The 17,359-nt window shown below is 64.4% G+C and carries 12 protein-coding genes and 1 other RNA gene; 8 read left to right on the top strand and 5 right to left on the bottom strand.

Annotation, left to right across the window (positions count from 1 at the left end):
• Positions 1 to 67 precede the first annotated feature (67 nt).
• The 4 genes from AC07OO_RS23315 to AC07OO_RS23330 all read left to right on the top strand — a co-directional run bounded on the left by AC07OO_RS23315 (position 68) and on the right by AC07OO_RS23330 (position 8,288).
• Positions 68 to 2,680 carry a PD-(D/E)XK nuclease family protein gene (locus AC07OO_RS23315; protein WP_495084551.1) on the top strand — a complete coding sequence of 871 codons (2,613 nt, stop codon included), beginning with the start codon at positions 68 to 70 and terminating at the stop codon, positions 2,678 to 2,680.
• Positions 2,680 to 6,099 (top strand): UvrD-helicase domain-containing protein, encoded by a 3,420-nt coding sequence (locus AC07OO_RS23320; protein WP_495084726.1) that lies wholly within the window; start codon positions 2,680 to 2,682, stop codon positions 6,097 to 6,099. Before AC07OO_RS23315 ends, AC07OO_RS23320 begins: the two co-directional genes overlap by 1 nt.
• Positions 6,096 to 7,382, top strand: a complete 1,287-nt coding sequence (locus tag AC07OO_RS23325) for a BaiN/RdsA family NAD(P)/FAD-dependent oxidoreductase (RefSeq protein ID WP_495084552.1) — start codon at positions 6,096 to 6,098, stop codon at positions 7,380 to 7,382. Before AC07OO_RS23320 ends, AC07OO_RS23325 begins: the two co-directional genes overlap by 4 nt.
• A 108-nt stretch (positions 7,383 to 7,490) precedes the next feature.
• Positions 7,491 to 8,288, top strand: a complete 798-nt coding sequence (locus AC07OO_RS23330) for a flagellin N-terminal helical domain-containing protein (RefSeq protein ID WP_495084553.1) — start codon at positions 7,491 to 7,493, stop codon at positions 8,286 to 8,288.
• A gap of 11 nt (positions 8,289 to 8,299) precedes the next feature.
• Here AC07OO_RS23330 and ffs read toward each other — a convergent pair.
• The 3 genes from ffs to AC07OO_RS23345 all read right to left on the bottom strand — a co-directional run bounded on the left by ffs (position 8,300) and on the right by AC07OO_RS23345 (position 11,357).
• Positions 8,300 to 8,396: signal recognition particle sRNA small type (gene ffs / locus AC07OO_RS23335), an RNA gene on the bottom strand.
• Positions 8,397 to 8,547: 151 nt separating this feature from the next.
• Positions 8,548 to 10,293, bottom strand: a complete 1,746-nt coding sequence (locus AC07OO_RS23340) for a diguanylate cyclase domain-containing protein (protein WP_495084554.1) — start codon at positions 10,291 to 10,293, stop codon at positions 8,548 to 8,550.
• A complete protein-coding gene (locus AC07OO_RS23345; RefSeq protein WP_495084555.1) occupies positions 10,290 to 11,357 on the bottom strand; it encodes an ABC transporter substrate-binding protein in 1,068 nt (355 codons plus the stop codon). The genes AC07OO_RS23340 and AC07OO_RS23345 overlap by 4 nt, the downstream gene beginning before the upstream one ends.
• 110 nt (positions 11,358 to 11,467) lie before the next feature.
• On the opposite strand from AC07OO_RS23345, the gene dnaX reads away from it, so the two are divergent.
• From dnaX to AC07OO_RS23365, 4 genes are all read left to right on the top strand, one after another.
• Entirely contained in the window at positions 11,468 to 13,438 is a 1,971-nt protein-coding gene (gene dnaX, locus AC07OO_RS23350) for a DNA polymerase III subunit gamma/tau (RefSeq protein ID WP_495084556.1), read from the top strand.
• 67 nt (positions 13,439 to 13,505) lie between these two features.
• Entirely contained in the window at positions 13,506 to 13,838 is a 333-nt protein-coding gene (locus AC07OO_RS23355; protein ID WP_495084557.1) for a YbaB/EbfC family nucleoid-associated protein, read from the top strand.
• A gap of 11 nt (positions 13,839 to 13,849) precedes the next feature.
• Positions 13,850 to 14,440, top strand: coding sequence for a recombination mediator RecR (recR, locus tag AC07OO_RS23360; protein ID WP_495084558.1), 591 nt, complete (start codon positions 13,850 to 13,852; stop codon positions 14,438 to 14,440).
• Positions 14,441 to 14,553: 113 nt separating this feature from the next.
• Entirely contained in the window at positions 14,554 to 14,967 is a 414-nt protein-coding gene (locus AC07OO_RS23365; RefSeq protein WP_495084559.1) for an MAPEG family protein, read from the top strand.
• 38 nt (positions 14,968 to 15,005) lie between these two features.
• Here the strand turns inward: AC07OO_RS23365 and AC07OO_RS23370 are convergent, their stop codons facing one another.
• Both AC07OO_RS23370 and gloB read right to left on the bottom strand, forming a co-directional pair.
• Positions 15,006 to 16,574 (bottom strand): transglycosylase SLT domain-containing protein, encoded by a 1,569-nt coding sequence (locus AC07OO_RS23370; protein WP_495084560.1) that lies wholly within the window; start codon positions 16,572 to 16,574, stop codon positions 15,006 to 15,008.
• Positions 16,571 to 17,341 (bottom strand): hydroxyacylglutathione hydrolase, encoded by a 771-nt coding sequence (gloB, locus tag AC07OO_RS23375; RefSeq protein WP_495084561.1) that lies wholly within the window; start codon positions 17,339 to 17,341, stop codon positions 16,571 to 16,573. The genes AC07OO_RS23370 and gloB overlap by 4 nt, the downstream gene beginning before the upstream one ends.
• Positions 17,342 to 17,359: the final 18 nt, after the last annotated feature.

Here is a 17,359-nt window from a genome sequence, read left to right on the forward strand (position 1 = left end):
GTTGGCGATACGTCTAAAGTTGCGGCATTGTGACAGAAACCAAGACCCAGCCAGGCACACGCTGCCTATGACCAGCATAGTGAAAATTGATTCTCCAGCCTCTGTAGTGGCCGATCCCGGGCAGGACCATCCCGCCCTGCGCCTGTGGACCGAAGCGGTCCACGGCCTGCTGCCGCGCATCCACGCCGCCATGCGGCAACGCGGTGCCCACGCGGCCCGCACCCTTGTGTTGCTGCCCTATGCACAACTGCGCCCCCTGGCCGCGCGCATGTGGGTGCAGCAGTTCCCCGATGGCTTTGCCCCCCAATTCGAAACCACACAAAACTGGAGCACCAGCATGGGCTGGCCCCGGCCCGGCGCGACCGATATTGCTTTTGATATGGCCCAGGACACGCTGACGGCCTCCGCGTTATTGCGCAGCGCCGGGCTGGGCCCGCAGCAAGAGGCCTTGGCAGGCCTGTTGGTGCAAGCCGCGCAGCAATTGGCCCCGTTGGCCGCGGCGCGCGCGCCGCACCACCGTACGGAATGGGCACAGGAGGCGCGCTATGCCGCCGCACTGGGCATGGAGGGTCCGGCGCTGGCCTTGGAGGCCGCCATAGCCCGTATCGCCGTGGAATGGGCTGCCCAATCGGCCTATGCCAGCGATCTGCTATTTGATGCCAATGTGCAGTCGGGGGTGGACTGCTTGCTAGTCGTGCAAGGCCTGGCCGCGGACCCCATGCTGCCCGCCTTGCATCAGTGCTGGGGCGAGCGCATGGCCAGCATGCCGCTGGCGCAGAGCGTACCGTCGTCAACCGCTGCGGACCTGGGCAGTATGGCCTGGCATGCCTGCAGCGATGCCGAGGACGAGGCCCAGCGCACGGCCGCCTGTGCCATCGCCCATATTGCGGCCGGCCGCTATCCAGTGGCCTTGGTCTCGTCGGACCGCGCCCTGACACGCAGGGTGCGCTCCATGCTGGAGAGCGTGGATGTGCAAATACGCGATGAAAACGGATGGAAACTCTCCACCAGCGCTGCGGGCGCCCAATTGATGGCCTTGCTGAAGGGGGCGGTGTGGAATGCCTCCAGCGATGCGGTGCTGGCCTGGCTCAAAACCGCGCCGGCCTTTGCGGCGCCCTTGGTCTCCGAATTGGAGGCCGCGGTACGTCGCGACCAGACCAAGGACTGGCGCAGTGTGCCCCATGGGTCAGCGGTGAAACAGTCGGCCAATTGCCTGCAGTGCCACACCGTTGCCAATGCACTGCGCGATGGCTTGCAAGGCAGCCGCACTCTGGTGGCTTGGCTTCATGCGTTACGCGGTGCTTTGCAAGCCGGCGGCCTGTGGGATGGCCTGCAGACGGATGAGGCGGGTGCCGCGATGCTGGCCGCGCTGCGGCTGGCAGGGCCAGCCCAGCAGTCGTGGGAGGTGTTGTCGCAGCAGGCGCTGTGGGCTGCACGGCGCATGGATTTGACCGAGTTCACGCAGTGGGTCAACCAGGCGCTGGAGGGTGCCAGCTTCCAGCCACCGTACCCACTGCACGAGCAACTCGTCATCTTGCCGATGAGCCAGATGCTGGGGCGTCCCTTTGCCGCCGTCGTCTTGGCCGGTTGCGACGAAGTGCGTCTGAATCCCTCACCCGAGCCGCCGGGTGGCTGGACGGCCGCCCAGCGCGCCGCGCTGGGCATGCCCTCGCGGGACGACTTGCAAGCCGCGACCCAGGCAGCCTGGCAACATGCGCTGCAAACCCCGTTTTGCGACGTACTGTGGCGCTGCAGCGATGACACTGGTGAAACCCTGCTGCCCAGCGTGCTGGTCCAGCAGGTGCAGTTGGTCCGTGGCGAGACTGCATTGGCGCCGGACCCGCGGCCGGTCCGCGCCATTGCGCCCGCGCCGGTGCCCCCTCCGCAACCCGTGGGCCAATTACTGCCCGTGGCCCATTTGTCGGCCAGTGCTTACGAGGATCTGCGCAATTGCCCCTACCGGTTTTTTGCCTTGCGCCAGCTCGGTCTGCAGTCGGCGGATGAGCTGGACGGCGAGGTCGACAAGCGGGACTTCGGCAACTGGCTCCACGAGGTGCTGAAGCGCTTCCATGAGGCTTTGGCACCGCGCAACCACCCAGACCCCGCGGTCAAACGGCAATTGCTGGAAGACGCCAGTGTGGCGACTACCGAATCCATGGGTTTGGGGGACGGCGAATTTCTACCCTTCGCCGCCGCCTGGCCCACGGTGCGCGACGGCTATTTGCGCTGGCTGGAACGCCATGAGGCCAGCGGTGCCACATTCAACAGTGCCGAGGTGGCGCAGACCCAGCGTGTGGGCCCGGTCAAGTTGCTGGGGCGTATTGACCGCATAGACCATATGGCCGACGGATCGGTGCTGGTACTGGACTACAAAACCGAATCGGCCGCCAAAACCGCAAGCCGTATCAAAGACCCGCTGGAAGACACCCAACTGGCCTTTTACGCCGCGCTGCTGCCGCAAGACACGCTGCAAGCTGCGTATGTGAACGTTGGTGAAAAAGATGGCACGAAATCCTACGTCCAACCCGAGGTCGTGGAGGCGCGGGATGCCTTGATCGCTGGCATCGTCGTGGATATGGAACGAATAACCCAAGGTGCAGCGCTGCCCGCTTTGGGCGAAGGCACAAGCTGCGATTTTTGCCAAGCCCGGGGCCTGTGCCGCAAGGACTTCTGGACATGATGCAAGCAGCTGCTTTTGAACATAACGGCGCCTTAGTCGAGCGGGGTCGCTTCTATGCCATTGCGTGCGACCCGCGGCGCAGCGTCGCGGTGGAGGCCTGCGCCGGCGCGGGCAAGACCTGGATGCTGGTGTCCCGCATCGTGCGTGCGCTGCTGGAGGGCTGTGCCCCGCACGAGGTACTGGCCATTACCTTCACCAAGAAGGCCGCCGGCGAAATGCGACAACGCCTGCAGGAATGGCTGCTGCACTTCTCGCAGCAAACGGATGCTGAATTACGCCAGGAACTGCTCCACCGCGGCCTGACGCAGGAGCCCAGCGCGGCTCAATTGCAGACCCTGCGCGGCCTGCACCAGGCCCTGTTGTTGACCGGGCGGCCGGTGCAGATTCGCACCTTCCACAGTTGGTTCGCCGCATTGTTGCGCAGTGCTCCCCTGCAGGCCCTGGGCGATCTGGGTCTGCCCAGCCAGTACGAGTTGCTGGAGAACGACGCCAAGGCCGTGGCCCTGGTCTGGCCACGCTTCCAGTCCGTCGTCGCGCATGACGCCACGGCACGGCAAGACTATCTGGACGAGGTCGCCGCCCATGGCCGTCACCAGACCCACAAGGCGCTGGAGGCCGCGCTGTCCAAGCGCGTGGAGTTCGCGCTGGCCGACGAGCATGGCGTGGTCGACGCCTCGGTACTGCACTTCGCGGAGCAGTTTCCCGACTTTGCGGGCTGGGATGCGCCCTTTGCGCGCCTGCAGTCACCCCCTGTGCGCAGCCTGCTGCTGGACGCCGCCAAACTGCTGGACGCATCCACGCTGAAGACCTGTCTGGAAGGGGCTACCGCGCTGGAGCAGGCCGTCACGGCCGCCGACCCGACCGCGGTGCAGGATGCCTTGCTGACCAAGTCCGGCACGCCGCGCAAGTTCAGCGACAAGCTCAGCGGCATAGAGACCGTGCGCCAAGCCCAAGAACTGGTGTTACAGGTGCTGGCAGCCCAGGCCCAGCATGAAGCCTGGCTGCACCAGCAGCGCATGGCCCGCCTGACCCGTTTGCTGGTCGTGGAATACGCCCAGCTCAAGCGCGAGCGTGGCTGGATCGACATGGGCGACCTGGAGCGCTCCGCCTTGGCGCTGATGGCCGACCCTGTGCTCAGCGGCTGGGTGCAGGAGCGGCTGGATGCCCGCGTGCGCCATCTGCTGATCGATGAATTTCAAGACACCAACCCGCTGCAGTGGCAGGCCTTGAGCGCCTGGCTGTCCAGCTACGCCGGTGCGGGCAATGCGCCTAGTGTCTTTCTGGTGGGTGATCCCAAGCAAAGCATCTACCGCTTCCGCCGCGCGGAGCCGCAGGTGTTCAAGGCGGCGCAGCGCTTTGTGGCCGAGGGCCTGGGCGGTGACTTGCTGAGCTGCGACCATACACGGCGCAATGCACCGGCCATCATCGGCTTGGTCAACGCAGTCATGGGGCAGGCCCAGGCGAATGCGGAGTTTGATGGCTTCCGCGCCCACAGCACGGAGTCGAAGGAGGCGGGCACCATCGTCAAGCTGCCGCGCATTGCACGGCAAGGCGTGGCCGAGGCAGTAGCCGGGGAGGGGGCTGCCTCAGAACCCGCCGAAACGCTGCCCGACACGGCAACGGGCTGGCGCGATTCCCTGACCACGCCCCGCGTGGTCGCCGAAGAAACCCGCAAGACGCTGGAGTGCCGCCAGGCCGCCCAATGGCTGGCCCAGCAGATGCAGACCCAGGGTTTGCAAGCGCAAGACATCATGGTGTTGGCCCGCAAGCGCGAACGCCTGGGGCTGATGCAGGCCGAGCTGGTGGCTTTGGGCATACCCGCCCAGCAGCCCGAGAAAAATGATCTGGCCGAGATGCCCGAGGTACAGGACATCGTGGCCCTGCTTGACGCCCTGGTCTCGCCGGCGCATGACCTGTCCTTGGCGCGGGCATTGAAGTCCCCCCTGTTTGGCGTGGCGGACGATGACCTGGTGCAACTGGTGTTGCGCCAGCGGGCATTGCTGGCCGCGGCACGCGCCAGTGCGCAGGCGGCTTTGTTTGATGAAGAAGGGGCTCCGGCCGAACCTACCGCAGCACCGGCCAAGCCCAGTTGGTTCCAGGTCTTGCAGCAGGGGCAAGGGCTGCCTCCCGCGCTGGCCCCGCTGGGTGCGGTCCTGGCACGCTGGAAAACCTGGGTAGACAGCCTGCCACCCCACGATGCGCTCAGCGCCATCTACCACGATGGCGACGTGCTAGCCCGCTTTGCGGCTGCCGCACCACCCAACCAGCGCGATGCGGTGCTGGCCAATGTGCGGGCGTTGCTGTCGGCGTCCTTGCAGGTGGATGGCGGGCGTTATGTCACGGCCTACGCCCTGGTGCGGGCCCTGCGTGCGGGCGGCATACCGGCGCCGGTGCGGGCGGACACCCACGCGGTGCGCTTGCTGACCGTGCACGGAGCCAAGGGACTGGAGGCGCCGCTGGTCTTGTTGCTGGACACCGATGGCGAGGCTTTGAAAGCCCAGACCATGGGCGTGCTCGTGGACTGGCCGGGCGAGGCCGCCTATCCCCAGCGCTTTGTCTACCTGGCCAGCGAATCCAAGCCCCCGGCCTGTGTGGCCGAGGTGCTGGCCATCGAGCAGGCCGCGCGCAAGCGCGAGGAGCTCAATGCCTTGTATGTGGCCCTGACCCGCACCCAGCACACGCTGGTGCTGTCCAGCCTGGAGCCCCATATCGCCAACGCCGCCAGCTGGTGGCAGCGCCTGCAAGACCATGCCACCGACGCGCCTTGGCTACAAGAAACTGCCGGAACCCTTGCCGGCCCAGCCGATGTTGAGCAACCGGTTTTCAGTCTGAGCGTTTTGCCAAATATGCCGCTAGCCCTCGTAAAGTTTGCACGGAGTGCTACCAATTTCGAAGCAAACGACAAATCGCAAAGCGAAACTGATAGTCTGGACAGCCGCATAGGCCAGGCCATGCACCGCCTGCTGGAGCGCTACCGGCCTGGTGCAGCTGCGCCCGGCCACGCGCCGCAATGGCCCGATGCCTTGTGCAACAGCGTGGCACAGGAGTTCGCGCTGGAGGCTGCGCAGTTCGCCACCGCGCGTGCCATGGCCGAGCGCATCCTGCAAGGCGAGGGGGCCTGGGCCTGGGATGCGGACCAACTGGCCTGGCAGGGCAACGAGGTCGGCCTGGTGCACCAGGGCCGCCTGCTGCGCCTGGACCGCCTGGTGCTGCGCAAAGGCGATGGGGCTGCCGGATCGGATGGGGGACAATGGTGGGTGTTGGACTACAAATCTGCGGTCCAACCCCAATTGCAGGCCGAACTGCGCGCCCAGTTGCTGGACTACCAGGCCGCGGTGGCCAAGGCCTATGGCGGACAGTCTGTCCGCGCCGCTTTCCTGACCGCCCACGGCACCTTGATTGAATTAGAAACCCCATGAATGTTGATACCCCCATGCCGTCGCAACCCTCTGACACCGCTTTGCCGGTTGTCGTCATCGGCGGTGGCCCCGCTGGCCTGATGGCCGCTCAGGTGCTCAGCGAAGCGGGCTTGGCCGTGCACCTGTTCGACGCCATGCCCTCGGTGGGCCGCAAATTCCTGCTGGCGGGCAAGGGCGGCCTGAATTTGACCCACTCCGAAGGCCTGCAAGCCTTTGTCGGCCGCTATGGCGCGCGCGCGTCCACCATGGAAGGCCTGTTGCACGACCTGGACCCGGCCGCCGTGCGGGCCTGGGCGGCAGGTTTGGGCATCGAAACCTTCGTCGGATCTTCCGGCCGCGTGTTCCCCAAGGATATGAAGGCTGCGCCGCTGCTGCGCGCATGGCTGCAGCGGTTGCGCCATCCTTCTGGCGACGGCCCAGGCGTGCAATTTCACATGCGCCACCGTTGGACCGGATGGACAAACGATTCCCGCCTGGCATTCGACTCCCCGCAAGGCCCGGTGCAGGTCCAGGCGGCAGCGGTCGTGCTGGCGCTGGGCGGTGCCAGCTGGGCTCGGCTGGGGTCGGATGGCGCCTGGGTGCCCTTGCTGGCCGCGCGGGGTGTGCAGGTAGTGCCGCTGTTGCCCGCCAATTGCGGCTTTGATGTCCAGGGTGGCTGGAGCGAACATTTCTCCAGCCGCTTTGCGGGCCAGCCCTTCAAGTCGGTGGCCATTGCAGTGCAGACCGCACAGGGCACGGCATTTGCGCGTAAGGGTGAATTCGTGGCCACAGCCACGGGCGTGGAGGGCAGCCTGGTCTATGCCGCATCCAGCCTGCTGCGGGACACCGTCCTGCGCGACGGCAGCGTCACCTTCCACCTGGATTTGCTGCCTGATATGAGTGCGGAGAAGGTGCTGGCCGAAGTGCGGCACCCGCGCGGCTCGCGTTCGCTGTCCAGCCACCTCAAGAGCCGCCTGCACATCGACGGCATCAAGGCCGCTATCTTGTACGAACGGCTGTCCAAGGAAGCCATGGCGGACCCGGCCCAGTTGGCCGCCGCCATCAAGGCTCTGCCCATCACCCTGGCCGCTGCCCGCCCCGTGGACGAGGCCATCAGCACTGCCGGTGGCGTGCCGTTTGAAGCGCTGGCGCCCGGGTTGATGCTGAATTCGTTGCCCGGCGTGTTTTGCGCCGGTGAGATGCTGGACTGGGAGGCACCCACCGGCGGCTACCTGCTGCAGGCCTGCTTGGCTACGGGGCACCGCGCTGGGCAGGCTGCTGCCAGGTACCTCTTGGCCAAATAGAGCCCTAGCCCTCGCGAAATATGCGTGTTGCGCTACTAATTACATAGCGCTTGCAAAGTTGCAGTCTCGGGTCTACGCTTGAAGCAGTTTCGCACTGCAGGCGGCACCATGATCAATGCACTCAACGGTTCCCTGGACGCATCGGCCCACGTACTGGACTCGGCGGTTGGCCGCATGGGATCGGGTCTGCGCATCAATTCTGCGCGCGACGATGCTGCTGGATTGCAGATAGGCAGCCGCATGTCGGCCCAAATCAGCGGCCTGGCCCAAGCGCTCAACAACCTGGGTGACGGCAGTTCGCTGGCGCAGACAGCGGCGGGATCGCTGGGCCAGATTTCCTCGGCTTTGCAGCAGATGCGCGAATTGGCGGTGCAGGCGGCCAACGGCACGAACAGCCCCGCGGACCGGCAGGCGCTGCAGGCGCAGTTCGCCCAGTTGGCTGGCGGTATAGACACCACGGCCCAACAAACGCAATTCAACGGGCAGAAGCTGCTGGATGGCACACTCAACACCAACCTGCAGTCCGGCCCCAATGCCGGCGACACGACAGCGCTGCAGCTTGCCGATGCAACCGCCGCAGGCCTTGGGGTCAACACCTTGGACATCTCTACGCCAGGCGGCAGCAGCACGGCCTTGACCGCCATCGACCAAGCCCTGCAGCAGGTCAGCAGCCAGCAGGCAGGCACGGGGGCGCTGCAATCCAGCCTGGAATCCACCAGCGCCAGTCTGCTGACGGCGCACACCAACACCAGTGCCTCGCTGGGGCGCCTGAGCGACGCCGACTACGCGCAGGAAAGCGCCAACGCGGCCAGTGCCAACGTGCGCCAGACGGCCGCGCTCAAGGCGGTGGCGCAGTACAACGCCCACCAGGCGAACGTGCTGAGCCTGTTGCCCACGCAAAAATAGAAAAAGGGGAAGTTGACGAGCCTTGACCCCAGCACTAGCTCCACAGTTAGGGCTGCTTGGTTCCCCACCTGACCCGGTTGGCCGCTTCACCATGTGGGAAGGCCCGTCAGCTTGAATTGTAGCCGCATGCAAAAGGCCTTTTCCTCAGGCGGGGCACAAACGGCTCAGAGCCTGGGTGGCAGAGCGTTCTGCGCAGGTAAAGGCGGAGCCCGCGCAGCGGGCGGGGGACACGGAGCAGAACGCTCTGCCACCCAGGCGCCTACAAAGGCGTTGGCGACGTGGGGTGCGGCTTGCCGGACGAAAAGCGGAAGCTATTGCGCCCGGCGTCCTTGGCTTGGTACATCGCCCGATCAGCGCGGGCCATCAATTCGCCTGCCGTACGCCCGTCTTCGGGGTACAGGCTGATGCCGATGCTGAAGCCGATCTGCAGCTCCTGGCCCCTATGCAGTATCGGGGAACGCACGCTCTCCAGCAGCTTTTCGGCGACATTGGCAATGTCTTCGCGCTGCGCGGGGTTGTCCAGCAGCACGACAAATTCGTCCCCGCCCATGCGGGCAATGGCGTCGACCTTGCGCATCGTGGCCACCATGCGCAGTGCTACGATCTTCAGCAGTGCGTCTCCGCCGTCGTGGCCCCAGCGGTCATTGATGCTCTTGAAGTTGTCCACGTCGATGAAGAACAGCGCAAAGCGTTCGCCGCTGCGCTGCGAGCGCGACAAGGCCTGCTCCAGCCGCTCTTGGAAGGCGCGGCGGTTAGGCAGTCCCGTCAGCACATCATGCCGAGCCATGTGCTCCAAATCCTGGCGGTTTTCCTGCAGATCGTCGATTTGCTGGCGTATTTCATTCTGCATCTGCTGGAAGCTGCGGGCCAGCACGCCAATCTCGTCGCGCCGCTGCAGGGCCAGCGTCTGTGACGGGACCGGCTGGTGGCTATGGGCGAAGCCTTGCACGGCGGTGCTCATTGCATTGATGGGGCGCGTCACGGCGCGGGCCACCAGAGTGGCGATCACCACACAGACCAGACACAGGCCTATGACCAGTTGCAGCACGACGGCGCCCAGTTTGTCAGCTTGCTCCAGCACGCCAGACAGGGGTTGAGCCAGACCCAGAATGAAACTGTCTTCGTCATTGCTGACCTTGGCCGCGCGGCCCACAAAGGAGGCGACCATGGGTGCCCCTGCATAGCGGCCGTCGCGGGCCTCGACCATGGCATGGCTGAGCTTGCCAGTCACCAGGTCGTCGGTGGCGGCGAACTCGTCTTGCACCAGCACGCGGCGGCCTTTGTCGAAACCAAAGGTCTGTGTGGAGTCGGGGTGTATCAGGTAGTCGCCTTTGCCATTGGCCAGGTAAAGCAGGTAGTCCTGTGGCAGGTCGGCGGCCAGCGTTGCAAAAACGCTGTTGAGGTCGACATTGATGACGACCGTCCCCTTGGCCTGGCCTGTGCCATCGACCACGGGCATGGCCAGAATCACCGAGGGCTGGTCCAGGCCGGCATGGGCGCCGCGTTCGTGGTTGATGACCACCCGTGACAAATACGTGGCGCCCGCCGTCAGCTTGAGTGCACCCGACACATAGGGAAAGTGCCCCTTCTCCTGCAGGTCGTCGCCCCGCACGCGCAGGATACGGTCGCCCTCGCGGTCCACGCGCACGCGCTCCAGGCCGTTATCGCTGGCCGAAATCAGCCGGATCTGAAAATACGAGGGGTTGGCCCGCATCATGGTCTCGAACACGGCGGCCAGTTGGTCCTCGGGGGCGCTGGCGCCAGAGACCACGGCCGCCAGTGCAGCCGGGTGGCTGCTGAGCACCTGCAAATTGCGCGACACTTCTTCGCGGTTCAGCGTGACCCGTCTGGCCAGCACCATGGTGGTGGTCAACAGCTCGGACTTGGCGGATTGCACCAGCAGGTCGCGGCTGGCCTGGTAGGCATAGAAACCCGTTAGGCCCGCGGCCAGCATGCTGACCCCCGCCAGCAGCAGGCCCAGCTTGAGCGCGATGCCAAATTTCATGGTGCCAAGACCTTGCTGGCGCGGTAACCGGCCACGATGCGCTCCCACAGCGCCGTGCGGCGGTCCACGTTTTCAACCGGTTCCAGCCACACCATGCGGTCCTGGGGGCGCAGGTAGGGTGATTCGGACGTGGTGTTGGCCAGGCCCTGGCGCGTCAGCAGTGCGTGACCGGCCTGGGGTTCCAGAAAGTAGTTGATCCAGGCCTCTGCCAGCTTGGTGTTTTTGGCACCGCGGGTGATGGCCCAGCAATCCAGCCAGGCCAGGGCGCCCTCCTTGGGTACGACGTAGCCCACGTCCACGCCGGCTTTCTTCAGCAACTGCAGCTGTTGCGAGCCGTAATTGGCAAACATCAGTGCCGAGTGCCCGTTCTTGAACATCTCTACCGACTCTTCGGGTTGGGTGTAAAAGCCCTGGGCGTTGCGCCGCAGCGCGATCAACTGGTCCACGGCTGCTGGCCATGCCTTGGTGTCGATGCGGTAGGGCGTGGCATCACCCAGGGCCTGGGCCGCCAGCGAGAAATTATGTGAGGCCCCGTTGTAGAGCAGCACCTTGCCGCGGTAGCGTGGGTCCCACAGCGCCTGGATGGAGGTGGGGGGCTGCTTGACCTGCTGGCGGTCAAAAATCAGGCCCATCTCGGCATAGGTATAGGGGATGGCAAACGCCTTGTCGCCATGGACCAGGCCCGGTATGCCCTTGAGATCCCGAAAGCGCGGCAACTGGCTGGCGGTGTTGTTGATATTGGCGGCGTTGACGGGAACCGCCAAGCCAGCCTGAATATAGCGCTGCAATTCTGCCGTGTTGACGGCAAATACGTCGAAATCGGTGGCCTTGTTCTTGTTGAGCCTTTGCCACATCACGTCGTCGGAGTCTATGAATGTGACTTCCACCTTGCTGCCTGTGCGCTGTTCAAAGGCTTTGACCAGATCTGGGTCGGCATAGCCCGGCCAGGTCAGCACCCGCAAGCTTTCCTGGGCTTGGGCGGCCAAGCCCATGCAAGCAGCGGCCAGAGCCCAGGCCAGGCCGCGCAGCAGGCGTGCGCAACGGCGGGTGGTGAAGAGTGCCATGTTGCTTATATCGGCAGGCGATGAATAGGCTTTCAGTCTAGCGCAGGATCTGGCGCAGGCGGTGTGGCTTGGCCAAAAGAACGGGGCGCCGCGCCCTTTAGAATCAGAGCATGTCCTATCTCGTGCTCGCCCGCAAGTACCGCTCTCGCAATTTTTCCGAGATGGTGGGGCAAGACCATGTGGTGCAAGCCTTGACCAACGCGCTGACCACCCAGCGGCTGCACCACGCCTACCTGTTCACCGGCACGCGGGGCGTGGGCAAGACCACGGTGTCGCGCATTTTGGCCAAGTCGCTGAACTGCCAGGGGCCGGACGGGAATGGTGGAATCACTGCCAGCCCCTGTGGAGTATGCCAAGCGTGCTCTGATATCGATAGCGGTCGTTTTGTCGACTACACCGAGCTGGACGCCGCCAGCAACCGCGGCGTGGACGAAGTGCAGGCCCTGCTGGAGCAGGCGGTCTACAAACCGGTGCAGGGGCGCTTCAAGGTCTTCATGATCGACGAGGTCCACATGCTGACCAACACGGCCTTCAACGCCATGTTGAAGACGCTGGAGGAGCCGCCCGAGTATTTGAAGTTTGTGTTGGCCACGACCGATCCGCAAAAGGTGCCGGTGACCGTGCTCTCCCGCTGCCTGCAGTTCAACCTGCGGCCCATGGCACCCGAGACCATACGCGAGCATCTGACGTTCGTGCTGGGCCAGGAGAACGTGGCCTCCGAGTCGCAAGCCCTGCGCCTGCTGGCCCGCGCAGCGCGTGGCTCCATGCGTGACGCCCTGAGCTTGACCGACCAGGCCATTGCCTTTGGCTCGGGCCAGTTGCAAGAAGCGACGGTGCGCCAGATGCTGGGCAGCGTGGACCGCTCCTACGTGTTTCGTTTGATCGAGGCGCTGGCCACCGGCGACGGAAAGACCGTCGTGGAAACCTCGGAAACTCTGCGTCTTAACGGCCTGAGCGCTGCTTCCACGCTGGAAGAAATGTCCACCGTGTTGCAGCGCATGGCTGTGGTCCAGGCCATGGGGGATGTTCCAGCGGCGAACGACGACGGCGACCCCGAGGCCCAGGACACCGCCCGTCTGGCCGCGCTGATGCCTGCCGACGAGACCCAACTGCTCTACAGCATCTGCCTGCACGGTCGCGCCGACCTGGGGCTGGCGCCCGACGAGTACGCGGCGCTGACCATGGTGCTGTTGCGCCTGCTGGCCTTCAAACCCCAGGGCGCGCTGGCCACGGCGGAAAAAAAAACTCTAAATAAGCCTGCACCGACGGCCGCCGCCGTTCCGAAACCTGCTCCGGCACCTGCCGCCGGTGGTGTGGCCACCCGGTCTCCGGTCGTGCCCGCGGTGGCCACTCCTGTTTCGCCCCCTCTTGCCAAGGCACCCGCTGTGCAACCCTGGGAAGACGAGCCCGTCGTAGCAGTGGACATGGCGCCAAGTGGCAGCGCCATACCTATGCCGACGCCAGCCCCTCCACCCGGCCAGGTCTTGCCCGTGCGCGAGAGCGCTCGACCCAATGCCCACTCGGACGCGGATGACGACGGCAGGCCGGATCTGCCAGATGACTATGTGCCAGATATGGCTCGAGCCCTCGTCGAACGTACACCATCTGCTACCAAAATCGTAGCAGTCCCTGTGCGCACGCAGGTGGAGTCACGCTCGGACGTGGCCGCACAGCAGGCGCCGCACCCACTGGTGCCGACCGAAGAGGGTGATTTCTGGCATGCCACGGTGCAGCAACTGATCAAGGCCGAGGCCATCAACGCCCTGGTGCGGGAGCTGGCGCTGCAATCGCAATTGGTGGCACGCGACACCGACCAGTGGATCTTGCGCGTGGAACGCGAATCGCTGAACCAGCCCGGTGCCCGCGATCGGTTGACTGCCGCACTGAAAGGGGCGGGGCATGATGTGAAACTGGTCGTGGAGATCGGCCGCGTCAATGACTGCCCGGCGCGGCGCAACGCCCAGGCATCGGCCGAGAAGCAATTGGCCGCCGAAAAGATTATTTTTGACGATCCCTTCGTGCAAAGCATGATGCGCGACTTTGGCGCGAAAATCGTGCCCGGTTCCATCAAGCCGCTATGACGATGGAAGACAGCGGACGGCCCCCCGATTCGCTGATTGCATAATTTCGAAACCCAAAAGGAAAACCATGTTCAACAAAGGACAACTCGCCGGCCTGATGAAGCAAGCCCAGGCGATGCAAGAAAACATGAAGAAGGCCCAGGACGAGCTGGGCCTGATCGAGGTCACCGGTGAGTCCGGCGCCGGCTTGGTCAAGGTCACGATGACTTGCAAGCACGATGTCAAGCGCATCACCATTGACCCCAGCCTGCTGGCTGACGACAAGGACATGCTGGAAGACCTGGTGGCCGCCGCCTTCAACGCCGCCGTGCGCAAGGCCGAAGAGACATCCAACGAGAAAATGGGCAAGCTGACCGCGGGTATGCCTGGTTTGCCAGGTGGCATGAAGTTCCCATTCTGATTTACTGACGCGTGTCGGACACCCATTCGCTGGACAACCTGGTCCAGGCACTCAAGCGCCTGCCGGGCGTGGGCATCAAGTCGGCCCAGCGCATGGCCTTTCACCTGCTGCAACACGACCGCGGGGGGGCACAGGCACTGGCGCGCGCGCTGGAGCAGGCCGTGGGGCAGGTGCGGCATTGCGAACGCTGCCATACCTTCACCGAAGGCGATGTCTGTTCCACCTGCCTGGACAGCCAGCGCGACCGCAGCAAGCTCTGCGTGGTGGAGACCCCGGCGGACCAGTCCGCACTGGAGCGCACCGGTGCCTACAGGGGCCTGTACTTCGTGCTGATGGGCAAGCTCAGCCCGCTGGACGGAGTAGGCCCGCACGACATTGGCCTGAAGAAGCTGTTTGACCGCGCGCTCGATGGCGAGGTGCAGGAGGTGATCCTGGCCACCAACTTCACCGCCGAGGGCGAGGCCACGGCCCATGTCATCAGCGAGGCGTTGAAGGCCCGCGGCCTGGGCGTGACTCGCCTGGCCCGTGGTGTGCCCGCCGGCAGCGAGCTGGAGTACGTGGACTTGGGCACCATTGCGCATGCCCTCGTTGATCGGCGTTAGCCATATGGCCCCCACGCACCACCGCTACACGGGTCGCTGCCCCCCATGGGGGCCGTCGTCGCCTTGGGGCGGCTCGGCGGCGACGTGATTCCATACCTCCAACTTTCTTCGCTATGCAACACATCCATTTCACATTGGCCTACTGGTGCCTGCTGGTCGCAGCCCTGCTGCCGATAGCCTGCGCCTGGCTGGCCAAGGCTGGCATGCTGGGCAAGCCCCGCCGCGAAGGCGGCTTTGACAACACCAACCCCCGCAATTGGCTAGCCCGGCAAAAGGACTGGCGTGCCCGTGCCAACGCGGCCCAGGCCAATAGTTTTGAAGCCCTGCCGCTGTTCATGTCGGCGGTCATCATTGCCCACCAGCTAGGTGCTCACCAAGGGTGGCTGGACATCTTGGCCTTTATGTTTGTCGTGCTGCGCATCCTATACATCATGATGTACGTGGCCGACATGCCCAGGGCCCGCAGCACCGTGTGGGCGATCGCCCTGGCCGTCAATATCGGCATTCTGTTCATCGGCTACCGCTAGGTTCGCGGCGGCGCCTTCACATCCAAAGAGGTTTTGGCTTAGCGCTTGGCCCGGCGCGTTGGCGCGGCCCGGCTGCTGGTGGCTACACGCCGCACGGGCGCATTCTTGCTGTGTGAGGCGGTGCGCGTGCCGGCACTGGTGCGCTTGGCCTGCGACAGCGGCAGGAAGACCACCACTTGCTGGCCCGCCTTGAAGTTGGCTGACTGGGCCACCTTGTTCCACTGGGCCACCTGGTCGGCATTGACCTTGTATTTGCGGGCAATGCTGGCAACAGTCTCACCCTTGGCAGCCCGAACGGTGCTGCGCTTGAGTACCACCTCGGGAGCCAGCGAGAGCTGTCCGTTGTCGGCCACGGTGACGGCCACGTCCTGCTTGATGGAGTCGGTGCGGGGCACCAGCAGCGACGACCCCGCCTTGATGACGACCTTGGGCGGGATGGCGTTGACGGATCGGAAATCGGTTTCACTCATGCCCACGCGCTTGGCGGCATCGGCCGGGCGCATCGTCGTGGGGGCGACCCATACCGTCCAACTGGCCAAGCGGTTGCCGGCATAGGACTCCAGATTGCTCTGGAACACTTCTGCGTTGTCCCAGGGCAGCAAGACCTGGGGCGTGCCGGCTGCCATGATGACAGGGCGGTTGATGGAGGGATTCAGCGCCTTGAAGTCGTCCAACGGCACCTCGGCCAGCTTGGCGGCCAATACGACGTCGATGTCGCGGTGGATGGTGACGGACTGGAAGTAGGGGTGGTTTTCAATCAGCGGCAGCTTGGAGTTGAAGGCGGAAGGGTTGGACACAATGTTCTTGACCGCTTGCAGCTTGGGCACATACAGCCTGGTTTCCATCGGCATGGTCAGGTCCATATAGCCGGTGGGCTGGCCAATACGCTGGTTCTTGGTAATGGCGCGGCCGACGCTGCCCTGGCCCCAGTTGTAAGCCGCCAGCGCCAGGTGCCAATCGCCAAACATGCCATAGAGTTTTTGCAGGTAGTCCAGCGCGGCGCGGGTGGAGGCCAGCACATCGCGCCGGTCGTCGCGAAACGCGTTTTGCTTGAGTTCAAAGTATTTGCCGGTGGCCGGCATGAACTGCCACATGCCGGCGGCCTTGGCGCTGGACACGGCTTGTGGATTGAACGCGCTTTCAATAAAGGGCAGCAAGGCCAGCTCGGTTGGCATATTGCGCAGCTCCAGTTCCTCGACGATGTGGAACATGTACTTTTTGGAGCGCTCGGTCATGCGGAAGATGTAGTCGGGGCGCGTGGCATACCACTGCTCGCGGTCGTGCACCAGATCGTTATCCAGGTCGGGCATGGCGTAGCCGCGGCGTATGCGGTCCCATAGATCCACCGGCGGCGACAAGGGCGTGACAGCGCGCGACCCCGCCTCTTGGGCGTACAGCGGCGCAAAGGGCGGGTGCGCGTTCGATGGGCTGGTGCCGTAGTTGGGCTGTTTCTGTGGGGCCGGGCGGGTGCCTATTTCGCGGCTGGTTTGCAAGCTGATGCCGGTGGCGTCGGAGACAGGTGGTTTTTCTTGTGGCGCCTGGGAGGTGGTTGCGCAGCCGGTCAGCCATAGCAGGGCCACGAGGCCCCAGATTTTCAGATGAGTCATCGGTATTGGTTTTTCCATTGGCGCAGCGTGGCAAATGCCCCGTCGCGTGCCAGCGCATCGGCATCAAAGCGTTGTGCCGACGCACGGATGGTCGGCTGCTCGCTGCGCAAAAAAGGGTTGATCTGGCGCTCGGTTGCAATCGTGGAGGGCAGTGTGGGCAGGCTTTGCCTGCGCAGTGCCTGGCACTGGGTCTGGTAGGCCAGGAGTTGCAGGTTGTCGGGTTCGACTTCGACTGCAAATTTCAGATTGCTCAAAGTGTATTCGTGGGTGCAGCATACGCGGCTGTTGCCGGGCAGTGCGGCCAGCGTCTGCAAAGAGGTCAGCATTTGCTCGGGCGTGCCTTCAAACAGGCGGCCACAACCGCCGCTGAACAGCGTGTCGCCGCAGAACAGGATCGGGGCTTGGCCTGGCACATCGCAAAAGTACGCAATATGGCCCGCCGTATGGCCGGGCACGTCCAGCACCTGAAAGTGCAAACCCAGCAGATCAACGCTGTCACCACCCTGGAGACGCTGCAAGGGTTCGGGCATGGCTTCATAAGCCGGGCCAAACACGCTGGCACCGGTGGCATTGCGCAATACATCGACGCCGCCCGTGTGGTCGGCATGGTGGTGCGTGACTAAAATGCCCTGCAATTGCATGCCTTCGCTTTGCAAAGCCGCCAGCACCGGTTGTGCGTCGCCGGGGTCCACCACCAGCGCCCTGTGTCCATCGTGGAGCATCCAGATGTAGTTGTCGTCAAAAGCGGGCAGCGGTATTAACTTCATGAGCAAACAAAGTATAGC

It is taken from the genome of Rhodoferax sp. GW821-FHT07G04, from assembly GCF_059418585.1.

Excerpts from the sequence above, each read along its gene's own strand:
- AC07OO_RS23315 (WP_495084551.1), top strand. The coding sequence starts at position 68 with ATGACCAGCATAGTGAAAATTGATTCTCCAGCCTCTGTAGTGGCCGAT.
- AC07OO_RS23325 (WP_495084552.1), top strand. The coding sequence starts at position 6,096 with ATGAATGTTGATACCCCCATGCCGTCGCAACCCTCTGACACCGCTTTG.
- AC07OO_RS23320 (WP_495084726.1), top strand. The coding sequence starts at position 2,680 with ATGCAAGCAGCTGCTTTTGAACATAACGGCGCCTTAGTCGAGCGGGGT.
- AC07OO_RS23340 (WP_495084554.1), bottom strand. The coding sequence starts at position 10,293 with ATGAAATTTGGCATCGCGCTCAAGCTGGGCCTGCTGCTGGCGGGGGTC.
- AC07OO_RS23370 (WP_495084560.1), bottom strand. The coding sequence starts at position 16,574 with ATGACTCATCTGAAAATCTGGGGCCTCGTGGCCCTGCTATGGCTGACC.
- AC07OO_RS23365 (WP_495084559.1), top strand. The coding sequence starts at position 14,554 with ATGCAACACATCCATTTCACATTGGCCTACTGGTGCCTGCTGGTCGCA.
- AC07OO_RS23345 (WP_495084555.1), bottom strand. The coding sequence starts at position 11,357 with ATGGCACTCTTCACCACCCGCCGTTGCGCACGCCTGCTGCGCGGCCTG.
- AC07OO_RS23330 (WP_495084553.1), top strand. The coding sequence starts at position 7,491 with ATGATCAATGCACTCAACGGTTCCCTGGACGCATCGGCCCACGTACTG.
- gloB (WP_495084561.1), bottom strand. The coding sequence starts at position 17,341 with ATGAAGTTAATACCGCTGCCCGCTTTTGACGACAACTACATCTGGATG.
- dnaX (WP_495084556.1), top strand. The coding sequence starts at position 11,468 with ATGTCCTATCTCGTGCTCGCCCGCAAGTACCGCTCTCGCAATTTTTCC.
- AC07OO_RS23355 (WP_495084557.1), top strand. The coding sequence starts at position 13,506 with ATGTTCAACAAAGGACAACTCGCCGGCCTGATGAAGCAAGCCCAGGCG.